The organism is Geothrix fuzhouensis (genome assembly GCF_024609325.1).
In the GTDB taxonomy this organism is placed as follows: domain Bacteria; phylum Acidobacteriota; class Holophagae; order Holophagales; family Holophagaceae; genus Geothrix; species Geothrix fuzhouensis.
This window is the reverse complement of sequence record NZ_JANHMQ010000002.1, coordinates 66,180-81,903: the sequence shown is the minus strand read 5'-3', so window position 1 is coordinate 81,903 and position 15,724 is coordinate 66,180. Positions and strand designations below refer to the sequence as shown.

Genomic DNA, 15,724 nt, shown 5'->3' with positions numbered 1-15,724 from the left:
GGCTCTGGATCGCTCGATTCAGTTCTGGATGTAGTGCACCAGCTGCTCAATGGTGAACTTCTGGTCGGAGATGGTTTCCTTCACCAGGTCGCCGATGGAAATGATGCCCAGCACCTCGTTGTTTTCCCCGAGCACGGGCAGATGGCGGATGCGCCGCCCCGTCATGAGGGCCATGCATTCCTCCACGGTCTCGTCCAGGGTCACGCAGCTCACCCGGTCGCTCATGATCTCCCGCACGAGGGTGTCCTTGGAGGACTTGCCCTTGAGGATGATCTTGCGGGCGTAATCCCGCTCCGAGAAGATCCCCACCAACCGGCCGGACTCCAGCACCAGCAAGGCTCCGATATCGTGCTGCGCCAGCAGGGACAAGGCCGTGAGCACAGTGTCGTCGGGCCCCACCGACACCAGGGGCTGTTTGCCTTGGATCAACTGGGCAAGTGGTCGCATGTGTGCCTCCCGTGCGGCGGTCGGATGGTGATGATGAGCTGCGTGGCCCTGAATATACGTCCAAGACCTGATCTGTGGGGAGTTGAATACGAGGTCGGGCCGTGAAATAGGGGGCTGACACTATGTCAAACCCCGACCCAGTGAAGTCTTTTCAAAGCGCTGGGTCGAGGCCTCAGCGCTACTCTGGGCCCTGCCTACGCATTGGAGGACCCCATGGCCGTCAATCTCAAGGGACGCAGCTTTCTCACCCTGATGGACTTCTCGCCGGAAGAGGTCCGCTACCTGCTGGACCTGTCGCGGGACCTGAAGGCCAAGAAACGCATGGGCGTGTTCAACTACTTGCTCAAGGGCAAGAACATCGTCCTGCTCTTCGAGAAGACCAGCACCCGCACCCGCTGCGCCTTCGAGGTCGGGGCGCTCGAAGAAGGCGCCCACGTGACCTTCCTGGATTCCGCCAGTTCCCAGGTGGGCAAGAAGGAATCCATCGAGGACAGCGCCAAGGTGCTGGGTCGCTTCTACGACGGCATCGAGTACCGCGGCTACAAGCAGGAAGTTGTGGAGGCCCTGGCGAAGCATAGCGGCGTGCCCGTGTGGAATGGCCTGACCGACACGGACCACCCCACCCAGATCCTGGCGGACTTCCTCACCATTGAGGAGCACGTCGCCAAGCCCCTGAACAAAGTGAAGCTCGTCTTCTGCGGCGACATCCGCAACAACATGAGCTACGCCCTGATGTACGGCGCCGCCAAGACCGGCATGCACATGGTCGCCCTGGGCCCCAAGGCGCTCTCGCCTGACCCTAAGGTGCTGGCCGCCGCCCGGGAGGCCGCCAAGCTGACCGGCGCCACCATCGACGTCACCGATGACGTGGACGCCGCCGTGAAGGGTGCGGATGTGCTCTACACGGATGTCTGGGCCAGCATGGGCGAGGAGGACCAGATCCCCGAGCGCGTGAAGCTGCTCACGCCCTTCAAGGTCACCATGGAGATGATCCAGAAGACCGGCAACCCCGATGTGAAGTTCCTCCACTGCCTGCCCGCCTTCCACGACTTCGAGACCAAGCTCGCCAAGGACCAGAAGGCCCTGGGCCACGACATCCGCGAAGTCACCGACGAGGTCTTCCGCTCCAGGCACAGCGTCGTCTTCGATGAAGCCGAGAACCGCATGCACACCATCAAGGCGGTGATGGTGGCGACCATCGGGTAGCGGCCGGTTGGTCCTTCCTCCCAGGAGAATTGGCCCCGTTTGGGGCCAATTCTCCTGTTCAAGTGCTAAGGTTGGGACCACCAACCCCAACGGAGGCACCATGCGCATGGCCCGGCTGTTTGTCGTTCCCGTCTTCGCAGCCCTTTCCCTGGCGGCCCAGCAGCCTTCCCTTTCCGGTACCTGGACCCAGACCAGGGCCGATGACATTGCCGCTGCCATCAACAACACCGTAGCGGACATGAACTTCATCAAGCGGCCCATCGCCCGGGGGCGGCTCACCAAGGTGAACCCCGCCTACAGGAAGGTGATGATCGCGGTCTCCGACAAGGAAGTGGTCGTGAAGTTCGACGAACGGGCGCCCATCCACATGCCGCCCGGCGGCAAAGCCGCCCCCTGGACGCGCGAGGACGGCGACAAGTTCATGGTGGCCGCCCAGGTGGGCCACGATCAGATGATCCAGACCTTCAAGAACGATGAAGGCGAGCGCACCAACGTCTTCCACATGAGCCCCGACGGCAAGTCCCTCACCATGACCGCCACCGTGAAGAGTCCCAAGCTGCCCAAGCCGCTGACCTACTCGATCAGCTTCGGGCGGTAGGAACCTGAGCCCATGAGCCTCCGGGCTCATGGGCCCGGTTTCATGCGGAGCGCCCCATGAAGCTCGCAGCCCGGCTCACCGCTCTCCTCGTGATCGCGTTCCTGGCCGCCTGTCAGCGGTCACCGGTCTCCGTGCCCGTGCCCAGCGATGCGAACGCCAAGGTTGTCGTTGCCTTCCTCACCGCCTACGGCCGCCGGGACCTGGACGGAATGATGCGGTACCTGGACGAGGATGCCATCTTCCGCGGCTCGGGTGGGTCTCTGCCCAAGCCGAAGATCCGGGACTTCTTCCAGTCCACCTTCCGGAAATACCCGAACCTCCGCGTCGAAGTCGCTTCCGTGCAGGTCGTCCAGGGCACCATCCACGCCGCCGTCAAAGTCGAAACCGACGTCATCTGGTCCGACACCTGGATCTTCGAGATGAAGAACCACAAGATCCGCGCCTACTCACTCGCGTCTGGCCAGCGCTAAGCGCTTGCCTCCGCCTGGGCGGCGGGGATCCACGTTGGTGACGCCCGCTCCCTTCGAGTATGAAAACCCTACCGGTCCAGGGCGCAGCATGGAGGACATCCATGGGTTCATCCGCAGGGCAGGAGAGCACCCTGGAGAGCCGCCGCTGGGCCCTGCTGGCACTGACCAGCGTGGGCGCCTTCATGACCCCCCTGGACGGTTCCATCGTGGCGGTGGCGCTGCCGAAGATGGGGCCCCTGCTGAGCTTGAGCTTCGCGACCTCCCTCTGGGTGCAGGCCGCCTACCTGCTGAGCATCGCCACGCTCCTGATCCCCATCGGCCGCCTGGCGGATCAGCGCGGCCGGGTCCACTTCTACCTGACGGGCACCGCCATCTTCACCGTGGCTTCACTGGGGGCAGCACTCAGTTGGAACGGGACCACGCTGATCCTCAGCCGGATCGTCCAGGGCGTGGGTGGGGCCTTGCTATTCGCCACCTCCGCCGCCATCGTCACGTCGGTGTTCTCGACCCACGAACGGGGCCGGGCCCTGGGGATCAATGTCATGGCCGTCTATCTGGGCCTCAGCGTGGGACCACCCTTGGGGGGTTTCCTGGTCGACCACTTCGGCTGGCCCTGGATCTTCCTGGTGAATCTGCCCATCGGCCTGGGCGTCTTCCTCTGGGGCTGGCGCATCCTGCCAGGCCGGCGAGAAGCCGCCATGCCCGCTTCACCGGCGCCCTGGACGAGCCTGGATCTGCCTGGGGCCGCCTTGCTGGCCCTCCTGCTGGCGAGCCTGCTGGTGCCCCTGACCTTCGCCTCCGAATGGGGCTGGGAGTCTCTTCGCGTCCGGCTGCTGCTGGGTCTCTTCGTCCTCGCCTTTGGAGCTTTCCTGGCCCACGAGACTCGGGCGTCCATTCCCCTGGTGGACCTGAACCTCCTGCGTCGGAACCGGCTTTTCGCGGCCGCCAACCTCGCCACCCTGCTCAACTACATGGCGCTCTACGCCATCGCCATCCTCACCGCGGCCCAGCTGCAGCTCGTCCAAGGTAGGTCGGCCCGGTTCACCGGCTGGATCATGCTCAGCCAACCGCTCATGCAGGCCTGCCTGAGCCCTCTGGCCGGCCACCTCAGCGACCGGCTCGGCTCCCGCGTTTTGAGCACCTCCGGCATGCTTCTAGTGGCATTGGGCATGGCCCTGCTCAGCCTCACGAGCCGGGACTCGAACATCCTTCCCATCGCGACAGCCCTGGCCATCGTGGGCATCGGCATGGCTGCCTTCAGTGCCCCCAACACCAGCGCCATCATGGGCAGCGTGGACCGGTCCCAGCTCAGCATCGCGAGCGCCTTCCTGGGCACCATGCGCGTGACGGGACAGGCGCTCAGCGTGGCCATCCTCGGCGGCATCGCGGCCAGCCACCTCGGCCCGGGAAGCTGGCGCCTGCTGCTGCGGGTGGGAGGCTCCCCGGAGGCCTCGGCGGCTTTCGCCCAGGGCTACGCCACTGCCATGGCCACCGGCGCCGGATTGGCCCTCCTGGGTGCCTGGGCCTCTCTGGCCCGGGGGCCCCGCCAGGATCCGGCGGAGGTCACTTCGTCATCGTGATGGCATCCAGCTCCCGCCCCTCGGCGTCGAGTTGGCGCAGCTTCAGCTTCTTGGCTTCGACATCCAGCACCGTGTAGGAGTGCTTGTCGGACACAAAGGCGCGCGTCCAGGGCTGCCAGCTGGCCTGGGCGTCGGTCTGCCAGGGGTCGTAGAGCTCGGCGCCACCGGCGCCCGTCACGATGTAAATGATGCCCTTGGCGCGCGTGGCGGCCTTGCCGTCGAAGGCCTCGTCCACAGTGAAGGCGCCAGCAACCGGCTTGCCGCGGGGACCGACCTTGGTGGGCTTGAAGCGGATCGGCGCGGTGCGCTGGTAGTTGTGGACGTGACCCGCCAGCACCAGGTTCACGCCGTACTGTTCGAGGATCGGGCTGATGGGGCGCATCCACTGGTCCTCCATGTGGCTGCGCGAACTCTGGAACAAGGGATGATGCAGCGCCACGATGCGCCAGGCGGCGCCCTTGGCGGCTTTCAAGTCGGCTTCCAGCCAGGCTTTCAGCGCGGGGCTTCCCCAGTCCGTGTAGACGTTGGAATCCAGCACCGTCCAGTGGGCCTTGCCGTAGTTGAAGCTGTAGCTGGCCATACGGGGGAAGGCCGGGCCCGAAGCCGCCACCATGGCCTCGTGTACCCCGGCCACGGCCGGGGCGGCGTTTGATTCTCCCGGCTTCAGGGCCGGCCCGTTCAGCGGCAGGGACCAGTAGGCGAAGTAGGCCAGCGTATCGGGCCAGCGCTGGAGATCCCAGGGCACGTCATGGTTGCCCGGCACGCCCAGGAAGGGCACGGACCGCATCAGCGGCATCGCCTCGCTGTTGTAGACGGGGAAGAAGTGCGCGCGGTATTCCGAGGCGCGCCCCCGGCCATAGACCAGATCCCCGGTGAGGAAGACCGCATCGGGTTGCTGGGCCGCCATGGCCTTGGCGATGGCGGCCTGTTCCTTGGAACCGTCCCCCGCATCACCAAACACGATCATTCGATGGGCGCCCGGCTTGCGCGCTTGAGCACTGGCCTCGAACACCACCGCTCCCTTCAGCTTCACGCGATAGGGGATGCGGGCACCGGGCGTGAGGTCGCGCAAGGTCGTGCGATAGATCCGGTGCGCCGGCAGGGGTGGCGCGTCCAGACGGTGGAACGTGGGCGTGGCCTGGACGATCCAGCCGCGGGTGCCCTTCACTTCCACCGTCCAGGCCACGTCCCGATCCTCGGCGTGCCATAGCAGGTCGAGGCGCTCCTTAGCGGCAGGCCGTGGCGCGTCGCCCAGCTGGAGGTAGGGCTTCACCAGGAAGGCGTCCTGAGCCTGCAGGAACACCGTGAGGAGGAGCAGCAGCATGATTCGCATGTGGCATTATTCCAGCATCAAAACGGGCGCCGCTGGCGCCCGTTTTGATGCGAGGAAACAACGAAGGCTAGTGCGCCCCAACTCCCGAAAGCAGCCGCGATCCTGTGGCATAGCAGGTCTTGTGGGTGATGTGATGCTCGAACTCGTGACGGAACTTCTGCAACGCCGAGTCCATGGGGCCGCAGGCCGCGTCGCCCAGGGGGCAGAGGGTCCGCAGGCCGATACGCGGTGTGAGGCTGGCCAGCAGATCCAGGTCCTCCATGCGGCCCTCGCCGTGCTCGATGCGGTAGAGGACCATCTCCATCCAGTTGCAGCCTTCGCGGCAGGGCGTGCACTGGCCGCAGCTCTCGTGGGCGTAGAAGCGGATGAGGCGCAGCGTGGCCTGCACCATGCAGGTGTCCTCGTCCATGCAGATGAGGCCGCCGGAGCCGGCCATGGAGCCGCGGGCCTTCACGGTGTCGAAGTCCAGCGGGCAGTCGAAGTCCTTCTCGTCGAACATCGGTGCGCTGGCACCGCCGGGGATGATCGCCTTGATCTTCTTGCCGGTGCTGGAGCCACCCGCCAGCTCGTTCACCACGAAGTCCATGGGCGTGCCCAGGGGCAGCTCGAAGAGGCCGGGGCGCTTCACGTGGCCGCTGACGCCGAAGATGCGGGTGCCCGTGTTCTTGGGGGTGCCCAGCTTGGCGTACTCGGCGCCGCCCATGCGGAGGATGGGGGGAACAGCCGCGAGCGTCTCCACGTTGTTCACGGTGGTGGGCTGGCCGAAGGCGCCCTTGGCCGCCGGGAAGGGCGGCTTCACGCGGGGCTCGCCGCGGCGGCCTTCCAGCGAATTCAATAGGGCCGTCTCCTCGCCGCAGATGTAGGCGCCAGCGCCGCGGTAGACGAGGATGTCGTAGTCCCAGCCGGTGCCCAGGATGTTCTTGCCGAGGTAGCCGGCGTCGCGGGCCTGCTGGAGGGCAGCTTCGAGCTTCTCGATGAGCCAGAGGAACTCGCCGCGGATGTAGACGAAGCCCAGCTTGCACTGCATGGCCCAGCCACCGATGATCATGCCTTCGATGAGCTGATGCGGGTTGTACTCGAGGATCGCGCGGTCCTTGAAAGTGCCGGGCTCGCCCTCGTCGCCGTTGCAGACCAGGTAGCGGGTGAACTTGCGCTCGGGGGTGTCCTTGGGCATGAAGGACCACTTCAGGCCGCAGGGAAAGCCCGCGCCGCCACGACCGCGGATGCCGGAAGCCTTCATCTCCTCGACCACGGCCACGGGTTCCAGTTTCAGCGCGGCCTTCATGGCCACGTAGCCCTCGTGCTTCTGCTCGTAGACCTTGAGGTGCCAGTTGTCCAGATCGCCCGCGCCGCGGAGCATCAGGTTTGGATACTTGTCCGTGCCGAAACCGGGGAAGGTGTAGATCTGGGGATCGGGCTTGGTGCGGATGGCGGCCATTGGGTTACCTCGATTGGCTGCGAAGACGGCTTTGCCGGCTGAGTAGCGGGGGCCAGGGGGAACATCGCGAGCGACGCGAGCAGGCAGTTCCCCCTGACAGCATCAATTCGCCCAGGGGCGGTAGTCACCCCGCTTGCAGGCTTCCATGACTTCGATGAGCTTCTGCTCGTCTACGAACTCGTCGTAGACATTGTGATTCACCTGCACACAAGGACCGCTGCCGCAGCCGGCGAGGCACTCAACCTCCTCCACGCTCCACAGGCCGTCGGCACTGGGACCCTGGCCGGGCTTCACGCCGGTCTTCTCGCAGACCTTCTCCAGCAGCTGGGCGGCGCCGCGGAGGGCGCAGCTGATATTGGTGCAGACCGAGAAATGGAATTTCCCGACTGGGGCTTTCTGGTACATCGTGTAGAACGTGGCGACACCGAAGACGTGGCCCTCGGGAATGCCGATGGCCTTCGCCACAGCCTTCATGGCCGCCAGGCTCACGAAGCCGAACTCGCGCTGGGCGATGTGCAGAGCCGGCAGCGTGGCCGCGAGCTTGTCGGGAAATTTGGCCATGATGGCCTGGATTTCCGCCAGGGCCTCGGGGCTGAATTCCTTTCGCTCGGATTCCGGAAGCCGCAGGCCCGGGGCCATGGGCTCGTTGACGGTGTCGGGAGGCAGGGGATGATTCATGGGCGCGCTCGCATGAACGGCCAGTTTAGCCCGAAACGCAGAGGGGGCACCCGGCCAAAGCGGGTGCCCCCCATCACGAACAGGATGATCCGGTTACTTCTTGGCGGCGGGCGCGACCTTGTCGGCCTCGGCATTCAGGCTGACGGCCACGGACTCGCCGACGACGCCGGGGAAGGTTTTGATGCCGTACTCGTTGCGGTTCAACGTCAGGGCGCCATCAATGAAGCCTGCCACCACGCTGCCGGGGGTCATGCCGGGCTGGGTCCCCGCGTTGGTGATGGGGAAGGTGATGCGCTTGGTCACGCCGTGCAGGGTGAAGTCGCCGGTGATCTCCAACTTGCCCTTGGCCACTTCCTTCACGCCCGTGCTCTTGAAGGTGATGACGGGAAACTTGGCCACGTCGAAGAAGTCGGGTGACTTCAGGTGCTTGTCCCGGGCCTCGTTGTCCGTGGTCAGGCTGGCGGCGTCGATGGTGGCCGCCACGCTGGACTTGCTGATGTCAGCGGTGTCCACCTGGATGGTGCCTTCGAACTTCGTGAACCGGCCGCTCACCTTGGCGAGCAGGTGGCTGACCTTGAAGCTCACCTCGCTATGGACGGGGTCGATCTTGTAGGTGTCCTGGCCAGCCAGGGCGGGCACGGCCGCCAGGGCGAGGGTGGCGAGCAGAACGCGGAAGGGGTGTCGCATGGAACCTCCAGGAAATAGGTGTTTCACCATGTAAATCAGTCTAGGCCGGTTTTAAGAAGTTGCAACACCTTTTTCCAGTGAAATCTGTCAATCTTGGATGCGCAGGAGCAGGACCATGCACATCCAGGAAGAACTTCAGATCACCAAACCCCTCGAGCCAGGCCACGAGGTGGCCCTGGCGCTCCTCTTGACCCGGGAGTACGTGGCTCGTCTGTTCGACCAGGCCCTCTACGAGCCGGAGGATCTTTCCGACCAGCAGTTCAATGTGTTGCGCATCCTCAAGGGGGGCGGCAAGGACGGCTACCTGGTGAAGGACATCCGCTGCCGGATGATCTACCGGTTCGCGGACGTGCCGCGCCTCGTGAACCGCCTGGAGGCCCGGGGCCTGGTGAAGCGCTGCGAGAACCCGGCCGACCGGCGGGGCAGCCGGGTCCAGATTACGGTCAAGGGCCTGGCCCTGGAAGCCCGGATGCACGATCGCCACCAGGCCCTCAGCCAGCAGGTGGACCGTTGTCTCAGCGTGGAAGAGCGTACCCAGCTCCTGGCCATGCTTGAGCGCCTGCGGGACGACTACCGGACCCAGTTGGAAGCCTTGGCGAAGTAGCCAGGCTGGCGGTGATAACCCTTTAGCGGTCGAGCTCACCCGCAATGATCCTCACTTGGCGCGTGGCGCCTAGCCCTCCGGGCGGTGCCTGCGGCACCGTGGGACTCGCCGCGCTCGTCCTCATGGCTCCTAGCCCGGTACCGGGCTTCGCCCGGTCGCCGTCCTCGGCGTCAGCGATCCAGCTCACCCGCGATGATATTCATGGCGCCAAGCACCGCAACGGCGTCGGCGATCAGGCAGCCCTTCACCTGGTCGTGGAAGCTGCTGAAGATGGGGAGGCAGGGGGGACGGACCCGGATGCGGTAGGGGTTCTTGCCGCCATCGCTCACGATGTAGAAGCCCAGCTCGCCATTGGCGGCTTCGGTGGCGCTGTAGACCTCGCCCACCGGCATCTCCATGCCGTGCATGATGAGCTTGAAGTGGTGGATGAGGCTTTCCATCCGGGTGTAGACCTTCTCCTTGGGCGGCAGGGCGATCTTGGGATCGTCCACGTTCACGGGTCCGGGCTCGAGGCGGTCCAGCACCTGGCGGATGATGCGCAGGCTCTGGCGCATCTCCTCCATGCGGACCAGGTAGCGGTCGAACACATCGCCGGTGGTGCCCACGGGAATGTCGAAGTCGTAGGTCTCGTAGCCCAGGTAGGGCTGGGCCTTGCGGAGATCCTGGGGCACGCCGGCGGCGCGCAGGCAGGGGCCCGAGTAGCCATAATTCACGGCGTCCTCGGGGCTGATGGCGCCGATGCCCTTGGTGCGGTCATGCCAGATGGGGTTGTGCGTGAGCAGGCGCTCGCACTCGTCCACGGAGGCCTCGCACTCCACCAGGAAGCGTTCGCAGAGGGGCACGAACCCCTCGGGGATGTCCCGGAAGAGGCCGCCGATGCGGGTGAAGCTGGTGTGCAGGCGCTGGCCTGCGGCCATCTCGAAGAGGTCGTAGACCGTCTCGCGCTGCCGGAAGAGGTAGAGGAAGGCGGTGAAGGCGCCGATGTCCACGGCGTTCACGCCCACGCACACGATGTGGTCCGCGATGCGGGCCAGCTCGGAGACGAGCACCCGGATCTGCTGCGCCCGCTTCGGGATCTCGATGCCCAGCAGCTTCTCTACGGCGCAGGTGTAGCCCACGTTGTTCATGATGGAGCTGCAATAGTTCAGGCGGTCCGTGAGCGGGATGAACTGCTGGTAGCTGAGGCTCTCGCCCAGCTTCTCCACGCCCCGGTGGAGGTAGCCCATCTCCGGGGTGGCCTTCAGGATCGTCTCGCCCTCGAGTTCGAGAATGATGCGGAGCGTGCCGTGGGTGGTGGGGTGCGACGGCCCCAGGTTGACGATCATGTGATCGCCGTCGCTCGCATGACGGGTCGCGGAGGAGGATCCAGTGGATCCTTCGGAGCGGGGACCCGTCGCGGGCGAGTTCTGCTGGCGGGAGATGGCGATGGAATCCATGGTCATGTCCTCAACCCCTTGCCCGTTCGCCGTTGTTGTAGGGGGCAGTGCAGCCTTCCATGCAGAAGGGGTCCCCGCCATCCAGGGGGAAGTCCTTGCGCAAGGCATGGCCGGGGAAGTCGTCCCAGGTGAGCAGACGCTTCATGTTCGGGTGCCCTTCGAAGCAGATGCCGAAGAGGTCGAAGACTTCGCGCTCGAACCAGTTGGCGGTCTTGAACAGGCCCGCCAGGGTGGGCACGGTCTCGCCGTCGGCCACGGGCACCTTCACCCGCAAGCGCTCCTGGCTGGCGAGGTTGAGCCAGTGGTAGACCACGTCGAACCGCCCAGCGGCGGCGGCGCCTTCGGCATTCGGCCGCTCGGGCCAATCCACCGCCGTGATGTCCACCAGGAACTGAAAGCCCTCGCGGTGGAGCAGGTCCACCAGCGCAAGGAGGTTCGCCTTCGCCACCACGATGGTCTGGTCGCCGCGGAAATCGTGGCGGTCCGTGACGGCGGCCGGCAGCTGTGCGTCGATGTGCTCGATGATCATGGTCGCACCGTCCTAAAAGATCGTGCCAGCGCCGCGCTCGGCGGCATCCATCAGCATGTTGCGGATGGTCTGCTGGCCCGTGAGGCCCTGTTCCGCCTGGATGGCATCCTGCCGGGCCAGGCTTTCGTAGAACCGTGCGATGTGGTCCTTGCGCATGGAGAGCGATTCCTTCTCGATCTTCTCCTGCAGCTTCATGACGCCGTAGATCATGCTCTCGGGCCGGGGCGGGCAGCCGGGGACGTAGACGTCCACGGGGATCACCCGATCCACGCCCTGGAGGGTCGCGTAGGTGCGGTACATGCCACCTGAGGAGGCGCAGACGCCCACGGAGATCACCCACTTGGGCTCGGCCATCTGCGCGTAGATGGTGCGCAGGATGGGGGCCATCTTGTTGGTGACGGTGCCAAGGATCAGCATCATGTCGCTCTGGCGGGGGCTGAAGCGCATGGCCTCGGCGCCGAACCGGCTCATGTCGTACTTGGACGCCATCATGCTCATGAACTCGATGGCGCAGCAGGCGGTGCCGAAGGGCAGCGGCCACAGGCTGTTCTTGCGACCCCAGTTGACCACCGCGTCCAGACGGGTGGTCACCACCGCGTCGTTGATGTTCATCTCGGCCATGATCAGTGCTCCCACTCGAAGGCGCCCTTGCCCCAGGCGTAGATGAAGCCCACGAGCAGGGTGGCCATGAAGCTCAACATGGCGGCGAAAGTCCAGAGGGCATGCTTGAAGTTCACGGCCCAGGGCAGCAGGAATGCGGCTTCCACGTCAAACAGGATGAACAGCATCGCGGTGAGGTAGAACTTCACGGAATACTTGTGCCGGGCACCGTCCTGCAGGGGCGGCACACCGCATTCGTAGGGCCGCAGCTTGGCTTCCTGCGGGTTGTTCGGCTTCAGCAGGGGCAACACCTTGCCCGACAGCACGAGGATCGCGATGGCCGTCACGGCGGCGACCAGCAGCAGGATCAGGATCGGCAGGAAAGGCGATGCGGGATGGGCCATGGCGCTCTCGGGCGGAGGTTTCCGCGAAGATCCAGCTTAGCGCCCTTTGGAGATCCCGAAACCGTGCCAATATCACAACCCCACCGGGGCCTCCCGTTAAGGATAGAATTCCCTGCCGACGCAAGCGTCGGCTAGGATCTAGGGGGATCTTTCCACCGTTCTGCCGGGAATCTCATGAGCGACTTGAAGCTGCGCGTCAAAGAAATGATCATCGAGCGCCTCAAGCTCGAAGGCATGACCCCCGACCAGATCGAAGACCAGGCCCCCCTCTTCGGGGATGGACTGGGGCTGGATTCCATCGACGCCCTGGAACTGGTCCTGGGCATCGAGCAGGTGTTCGGGGTCAAGATCGAGGACGAGGCCGCGGGCCTGAAGGCGTTCAAGTCCGTCGAAGCCCTCACCGACTTCATCGCCGAGCACGCCAAAGTTTGAAGCACCCATGACCGACATTCCGGCCCACCTGCCGCACCGCTTCCCTTTCCTCCTGGTGGACCGGGTGCTGGAGCGGGAACCGGGCGTGCGCGTGGTGGCGGAAAAGCTCGTGACGAACGGCGAGCCCTACCTCCAGGGCCACTTCGAAGACCGCCCCCTGGTCCCTGGCGTGCTGCTGCTGGAGATGCTCGCCCAGGCCGGCGGGTTCCTGGAAGCCGAAACCCTCCACGGCGCGGCCATCTTCCTGGCTGGCGTCAAGGATGCCCGGTTCCGGGCCCCCGCCTTTCCCGGCGACCGGCTGCGGCTGGAGGTGACCTCCGAAGGTGCCTTCGCCGGGTTGATGAAGCTGAAGGGCGAGGTGACCTGCGAAGGCCGCGAGCTCTGCTCCGCCACTCTGCTGGTGAAGCGGCTATGAACCGCGTCGTCGTGACGGGCCTCGGCCTCGTGAGTTCGCTGGCGCTGGACCGCGAGGGCACCTGGTCCGCCATGCTCGAAGGGCGCGACGGCCTGGGCCCCCTCACCCGGCTGGACCTGCCAGCGGAGCCCGCGCAGATCGCGGGCCAGGTACCTCTCGGTCCCCTGCGGCATCAGACCCTCTGCGAACGCATGGCCCTGCTGGCCTTGGAGGAGGCGCTGGACGGCTTTCAACTGGGTGGCGACCCGGCCCGCATCGGGGTCTTCCAGGGTGCGGGCACCAGCGGTCTGCCTGTGGCAGAGGCCTACTTGCAGGACCGCCTGGCCGGACGGCGGGGCCGGGCCGTGGAACCCGCCTTCCAGAGCCCCTGCACGGTCACCGATGCCCTGGCCCGCCGCCTGGGGGCCGAAGGTCCCCGGGGCACCATCATGAACGCCTGCTCGTCCAGCCTCTTGGCCCTGGGCCAGGCCTGGGAGCGCCTCGCCGCCGGCGAACTGGATCTGGCCGTGGCGGGGGCGGCCGAAGGCCTCTGCCGCACCACCTACGCCGGCTTCTCCTGCCTGAAGGCCGTGGATGCCCGGAAATGCCGGCCCTTCAGCCGGGACCGGGCGGGCCTCAACCTGGGCGAGGGCGCGGCGCAGCTCCTCCTCGAACCCCTGGACCGGGCCCTCGCCCGGGGCGCCACAATCTACGGGGAAGTGCTGGGCTACGGCGCCAGCATGGACGCCCACCATGCCACGGCCCCCCATCCCGCCGGGGAAGGCGCGGCCCGGGCCATGACCATGGCCTTGCGCATGGGGCGGATGGACCCGGCCGGTGTGGATCTGGTCTCCGCCCACGGCACGGCCACTCCCGCCAACGATGGCGCCGAATGCCTGGCCATTCGCGGGGCCCTGGGCCCGGCGGCCGACACCGTTTCCGTCACCAGCACCAAGAGCCAGTTCGGCCATACGCTGGGTGCCGCCGGGGCCTTCGGGGCAGCCACCGCCCTGCTGGCGCTGCGCGACCAGGCGGTGAGCCCCACCCTGCGCCTCGAGGACCCCGACCCGGTCTGCGACCTGGACTGCACCCCCCTGGTGGCGAAGGAACGGCGGCTCCGGGCGGCGCTGGTGAATGCGTTCGCCTTCGGCGGCAACAACGTGAGCCTGCTGCTGGGCCGCTGGGGTGGCGCATGAGCGACGGCCTAGTCATCACGGGCCTCGGCCTGGTGCTGCCCTGCGGGGATGGCCTCGAGGCCGCCCGCGGCAGCCTCGCCTCCGGCGTGCCCTACTTCGCGGAATTGCCTGAAACGTTGGGGCACGGCCGGGGCGCGGCCAGTACTGCGTTCAACCCCACCGGCATCATCCCACCCATGCAGCTGCGCCGCCTGGACCGGGCCTCCCGGTTCGCCTGGGTGGCCGCCCACCAGGCCTTCCTGGACGCGGGGCTCGATCCGAAGGCGGACCTGTGGGGCGGAGGCGAGCGGATCGCCGTGGCGGTGGGCACCATGAGCGGCGGCAGCGAGGCCAGCGAAGCCTTCATGCGCCCCTACCTCCAGCGGGGCCCCGAGGGTGCCTCCCCCCTGATCTTCCCCAACACCGTGGCCAACGCCGCCAGCGGCCATCTGGCCCTGGCCTTCGGCCTCAAGGGCCCCGGCGTGACTTTCGTGGACCGGGAGAACGCCACGTTCACAGCCCTGGATCAGGCGAGCCGCTGGCTGCGCGCCGGCCTTGTCGACGCCGCCCTCGTCCTCGGGGCGGACGGCCTCTTCCCCTTGCTCTTCGATCTCTGCGGCGGAGCCCGCCTGCTGGATCGCCACGGAAACCCGGAGGTCGGGTCAGGCCGGGGCTTCTTGCTGGGCGAGGGCGCCCAGGCCTTCCTGCTGGAAACGCAGGATGGGGCCAAGGCTCGCGGCGTCCGGCCCCGGGCGACCCTGCAGGATCTGGCCAGCCGGTCCACGCCTGGGAATGAGAAGGACGAGCGCACCCAGGCCCTGGCCCAAGCGGTGGATCAGGTGCTTGACGGAAATTCGCCCACCCGCTGGATCGGCGGCGGCAACGGTCAGGCTCGACTGGATGCTGCCGAGCTTCACCTGGCGGCAGCCCACCCGGACTGGCCCATGCCCCGGTTTCCCAAGACCCTCTGGGGTGAGTTTGGCGGCTCGGGCGGGCAGCTGCTGGCCACGGCCCTGCTGGAACCTGTGGACCGGATCCTGGTCACCGCCCCCGCCAGTTCCGGAGCCCAGTTCGCCGCCCTTCTCGAAGGGGTTAGGCTGGAAAGCCTATGATCCAGCGCGACCAGATCAGCATCGGCAGCCAATCCATCCTCTGGGTGGCGGGCGTGGGTGTGGGCCTGGTGACCCTGGCGTTTGTTCTCGGGGTCCAGGTGGGCAAGCAGGGCGCGGCCTTGCGCCGTCCCGCCCAGCGCGGCGTGGAGGAGGAACTGAAGGATCTCCCCGAGCCCCTGCTGGACCAGCTCAAGATCTTCGAGGGTGACGGGCCGGACAAGCTGGTGGCGACGCCACGGGTGGACGCCGCGGCGCCCAGGGTGGAGCCGAAGGCGGAGGCCGCGCCGGCCGAAGGCGGCACCTGGACCCTCCAGCTGGTCGCCACCTCCGATCCGGCCGAGGCCAAGCGCGTGGCCGACAAGGCCAAGGCCGCGGGCTTCGCCACCACCACCCACAAGGAGAAGGGCCAGGTGAAGGTGCGCCTCGCCAAGTCCGCCGACCGCGCGGCCATCGACAAGGCCGCCGAGAAGCTGAAGAAGGCCGGCTTCAAGCCCTTCGCGGTGAAGGTGGGCTAGCTACCGGGCTACGGCTTCGGATAGACGCGGATACTCACCCATTTCTTCTCCATATCGCCTGCGGCGATACGCGAGACATCGCTTGC

The 15,724-nt window shown here is 66.5% G+C and carries 19 protein-coding genes; 10 read left to right on the top strand and 9 right to left on the bottom strand.

Features of this window, described 5'->3' with window-relative positions; genetic code table 11:
* Positions 1–18 precede the first annotated feature (18 nt).
* On the bottom strand, positions 19–447 hold the full coding sequence (locus NOV74_RS07565) for a CBS domain-containing protein (protein WP_257310719.1): 429 nt from the start codon (positions 445–447) through the stop codon (positions 19–21).
* Positions 448–660: 213 nt separating this feature from the next.
* Between NOV74_RS07565 and argF the strand changes: the two genes are divergently transcribed.
* From argF to NOV74_RS07545, 4 genes are all read left to right on the top strand, one after another.
* Positions 661–1,653, top strand: coding sequence for an ornithine carbamoyltransferase (gene argF / locus NOV74_RS07560; RefSeq protein WP_257310717.1), 993 nt, complete (start codon positions 661–663; stop codon positions 1,651–1,653).
* A 100-nt stretch (positions 1,654–1,753) separates the two neighbouring features.
* The gene (locus NOV74_RS07555; RefSeq protein WP_257310715.1) at positions 1,754–2,251 is read left to right on the top strand and encodes a hypothetical protein; all 498 of its coding nucleotides are present in this window, start codon (positions 1,754–1,756) and stop codon (positions 2,249–2,251) included.
* Positions 2,252–2,307: 56 nt separating this feature from the next.
* Positions 2,308–2,721 (top strand): nuclear transport factor 2 family protein, encoded by a 414-nt coding sequence (locus NOV74_RS07550; protein WP_257310713.1) that lies wholly within the window; start codon positions 2,308–2,310, stop codon positions 2,719–2,721.
* Positions 2,722–2,822: 101 nt separating this feature from the next.
* Positions 2,823–4,301 carry an MFS transporter gene (locus tag NOV74_RS07545; protein ID WP_257310712.1) on the top strand — a complete coding sequence of 493 codons (1,479 nt, stop codon included), beginning with the start codon at positions 2,823–2,825 and terminating at the stop codon, positions 4,299–4,301.
* Here the strand turns inward: NOV74_RS07545 and NOV74_RS07540 are convergent.
* From NOV74_RS07540 to NOV74_RS07525, 4 genes are all read right to left on the bottom strand, one after another.
* Positions 4,285–5,634: a metallophosphoesterase gene (locus NOV74_RS07540; RefSeq protein ID WP_257310710.1), complete on the bottom strand. Its 1,350-nt coding sequence runs from the start codon at positions 5,632–5,634 to the stop codon at positions 4,285–4,287. The genes NOV74_RS07545 and NOV74_RS07540 overlap by 17 nt on opposite strands.
* Positions 5,635–5,701: 67 nt before the next feature.
* Entirely contained in the window at positions 5,702–7,072 is a 1,371-nt protein-coding gene (gene nuoF / locus NOV74_RS07535) for an NADH-quinone oxidoreductase subunit NuoF (protein WP_257310709.1), read from the bottom strand.
* 102 nt (positions 7,073–7,174) lie between these two features.
* Entirely contained in the window at positions 7,175–7,750 is a 576-nt protein-coding gene (locus NOV74_RS07530) for an NADH-quinone oxidoreductase subunit NuoE family protein (RefSeq protein ID WP_257310707.1), read from the bottom strand.
* Positions 7,751–7,843: 93 nt separating this feature from the next.
* Positions 7,844–8,437 carry a YceI family protein gene (locus NOV74_RS07525; protein ID WP_257310705.1) on the bottom strand — a complete coding sequence of 198 codons (594 nt, stop codon included), beginning with the start codon at positions 8,435–8,437 and terminating at the stop codon, positions 7,844–7,846.
* A 115-nt stretch (positions 8,438–8,552) separates the two neighbouring features.
* Between NOV74_RS07525 and NOV74_RS07520 the strand changes: the two genes are divergently transcribed.
* Positions 8,553–9,041 carry a MarR family winged helix-turn-helix transcriptional regulator gene (locus NOV74_RS07520; protein WP_257310703.1) on the top strand — a complete coding sequence of 163 codons (489 nt, stop codon included), beginning with the start codon at positions 8,553–8,555 and terminating at the stop codon, positions 9,039–9,041.
* A gap of 170 nt (positions 9,042–9,211) precedes the next feature.
* Here NOV74_RS07520 and nuoD read toward each other — a convergent pair whose 3' ends face one another.
* The 4 genes from nuoD to NOV74_RS07500 form a co-directional block, all read right to left on the bottom strand.
* Complete coding sequence (gene nuoD / locus NOV74_RS07515; protein WP_371748436.1) at positions 9,212–10,366, bottom strand: NADH dehydrogenase (quinone) subunit D; 1,155 nt, start codon at positions 10,364–10,366, stop codon at positions 9,212–9,214.
* A gap of 121 nt (positions 10,367–10,487) precedes the next feature.
* Positions 10,488–11,006, bottom strand: a complete 519-nt coding sequence (locus NOV74_RS07510; protein ID WP_257310699.1) for an NADH-quinone oxidoreductase subunit C — start codon at positions 11,004–11,006, stop codon at positions 10,488–10,490.
* 12 nt (positions 11,007–11,018) lie between these two features.
* Entirely contained in the window at positions 11,019–11,627 is a 609-nt protein-coding gene (locus NOV74_RS07505) for an NADH-quinone oxidoreductase subunit B (protein ID WP_257310698.1), read from the bottom strand.
* 2 nt (positions 11,628–11,629) lie between these two features.
* Complete coding sequence (locus tag NOV74_RS07500) at positions 11,630–12,010, bottom strand: NADH-quinone oxidoreductase subunit A (RefSeq protein WP_257310697.1); 381 nt, start codon at positions 12,008–12,010, stop codon at positions 11,630–11,632.
* 174 nt (positions 12,011–12,184) lie between these two features.
* On the opposite strand from NOV74_RS07500, the gene NOV74_RS07495 reads away from it, so the two are divergent.
* The 5 genes from NOV74_RS07495 to NOV74_RS07475 are packed head-to-tail and all read left to right on the top strand — an operon-like array spanning position 12,185 to position 15,638.
* Entirely contained in the window at positions 12,185–12,442 is a 258-nt protein-coding gene (locus tag NOV74_RS07495; RefSeq protein ID WP_257310695.1) for a phosphopantetheine-binding protein, read from the top strand.
* Positions 12,443–12,449: 7 nt separating this feature from the next.
* Complete coding sequence (gene fabZ / locus NOV74_RS07490) at positions 12,450–12,857, top strand: 3-hydroxyacyl-ACP dehydratase FabZ (RefSeq protein WP_257310694.1); 408 nt, start codon at positions 12,450–12,452, stop codon at positions 12,855–12,857.
* Entirely contained in the window at positions 12,854–14,032 is a 1,179-nt protein-coding gene (locus NOV74_RS07485) for a beta-ketoacyl-[acyl-carrier-protein] synthase family protein (protein WP_257310692.1), read from the top strand. Before fabZ ends, NOV74_RS07485 begins: the two co-directional genes overlap by 4 nt.
* Complete coding sequence (locus NOV74_RS07480) at positions 14,029–15,123, top strand: beta-ketoacyl synthase N-terminal-like domain-containing protein (protein ID WP_257310689.1); 1,095 nt, start codon at positions 14,029–14,031, stop codon at positions 15,121–15,123. The genes NOV74_RS07485 and NOV74_RS07480 overlap by 4 nt, the downstream gene beginning before the upstream one ends.
* Positions 15,120–15,638 carry an SPOR domain-containing protein gene (locus NOV74_RS07475; RefSeq protein ID WP_257310687.1) on the top strand — a complete coding sequence of 173 codons (519 nt, stop codon included), beginning with the start codon at positions 15,120–15,122 and terminating at the stop codon, positions 15,636–15,638. Before NOV74_RS07480 ends, NOV74_RS07475 begins: the two co-directional genes overlap by 4 nt.
* Positions 15,639–15,724: the final 86 nt, after the last annotated feature.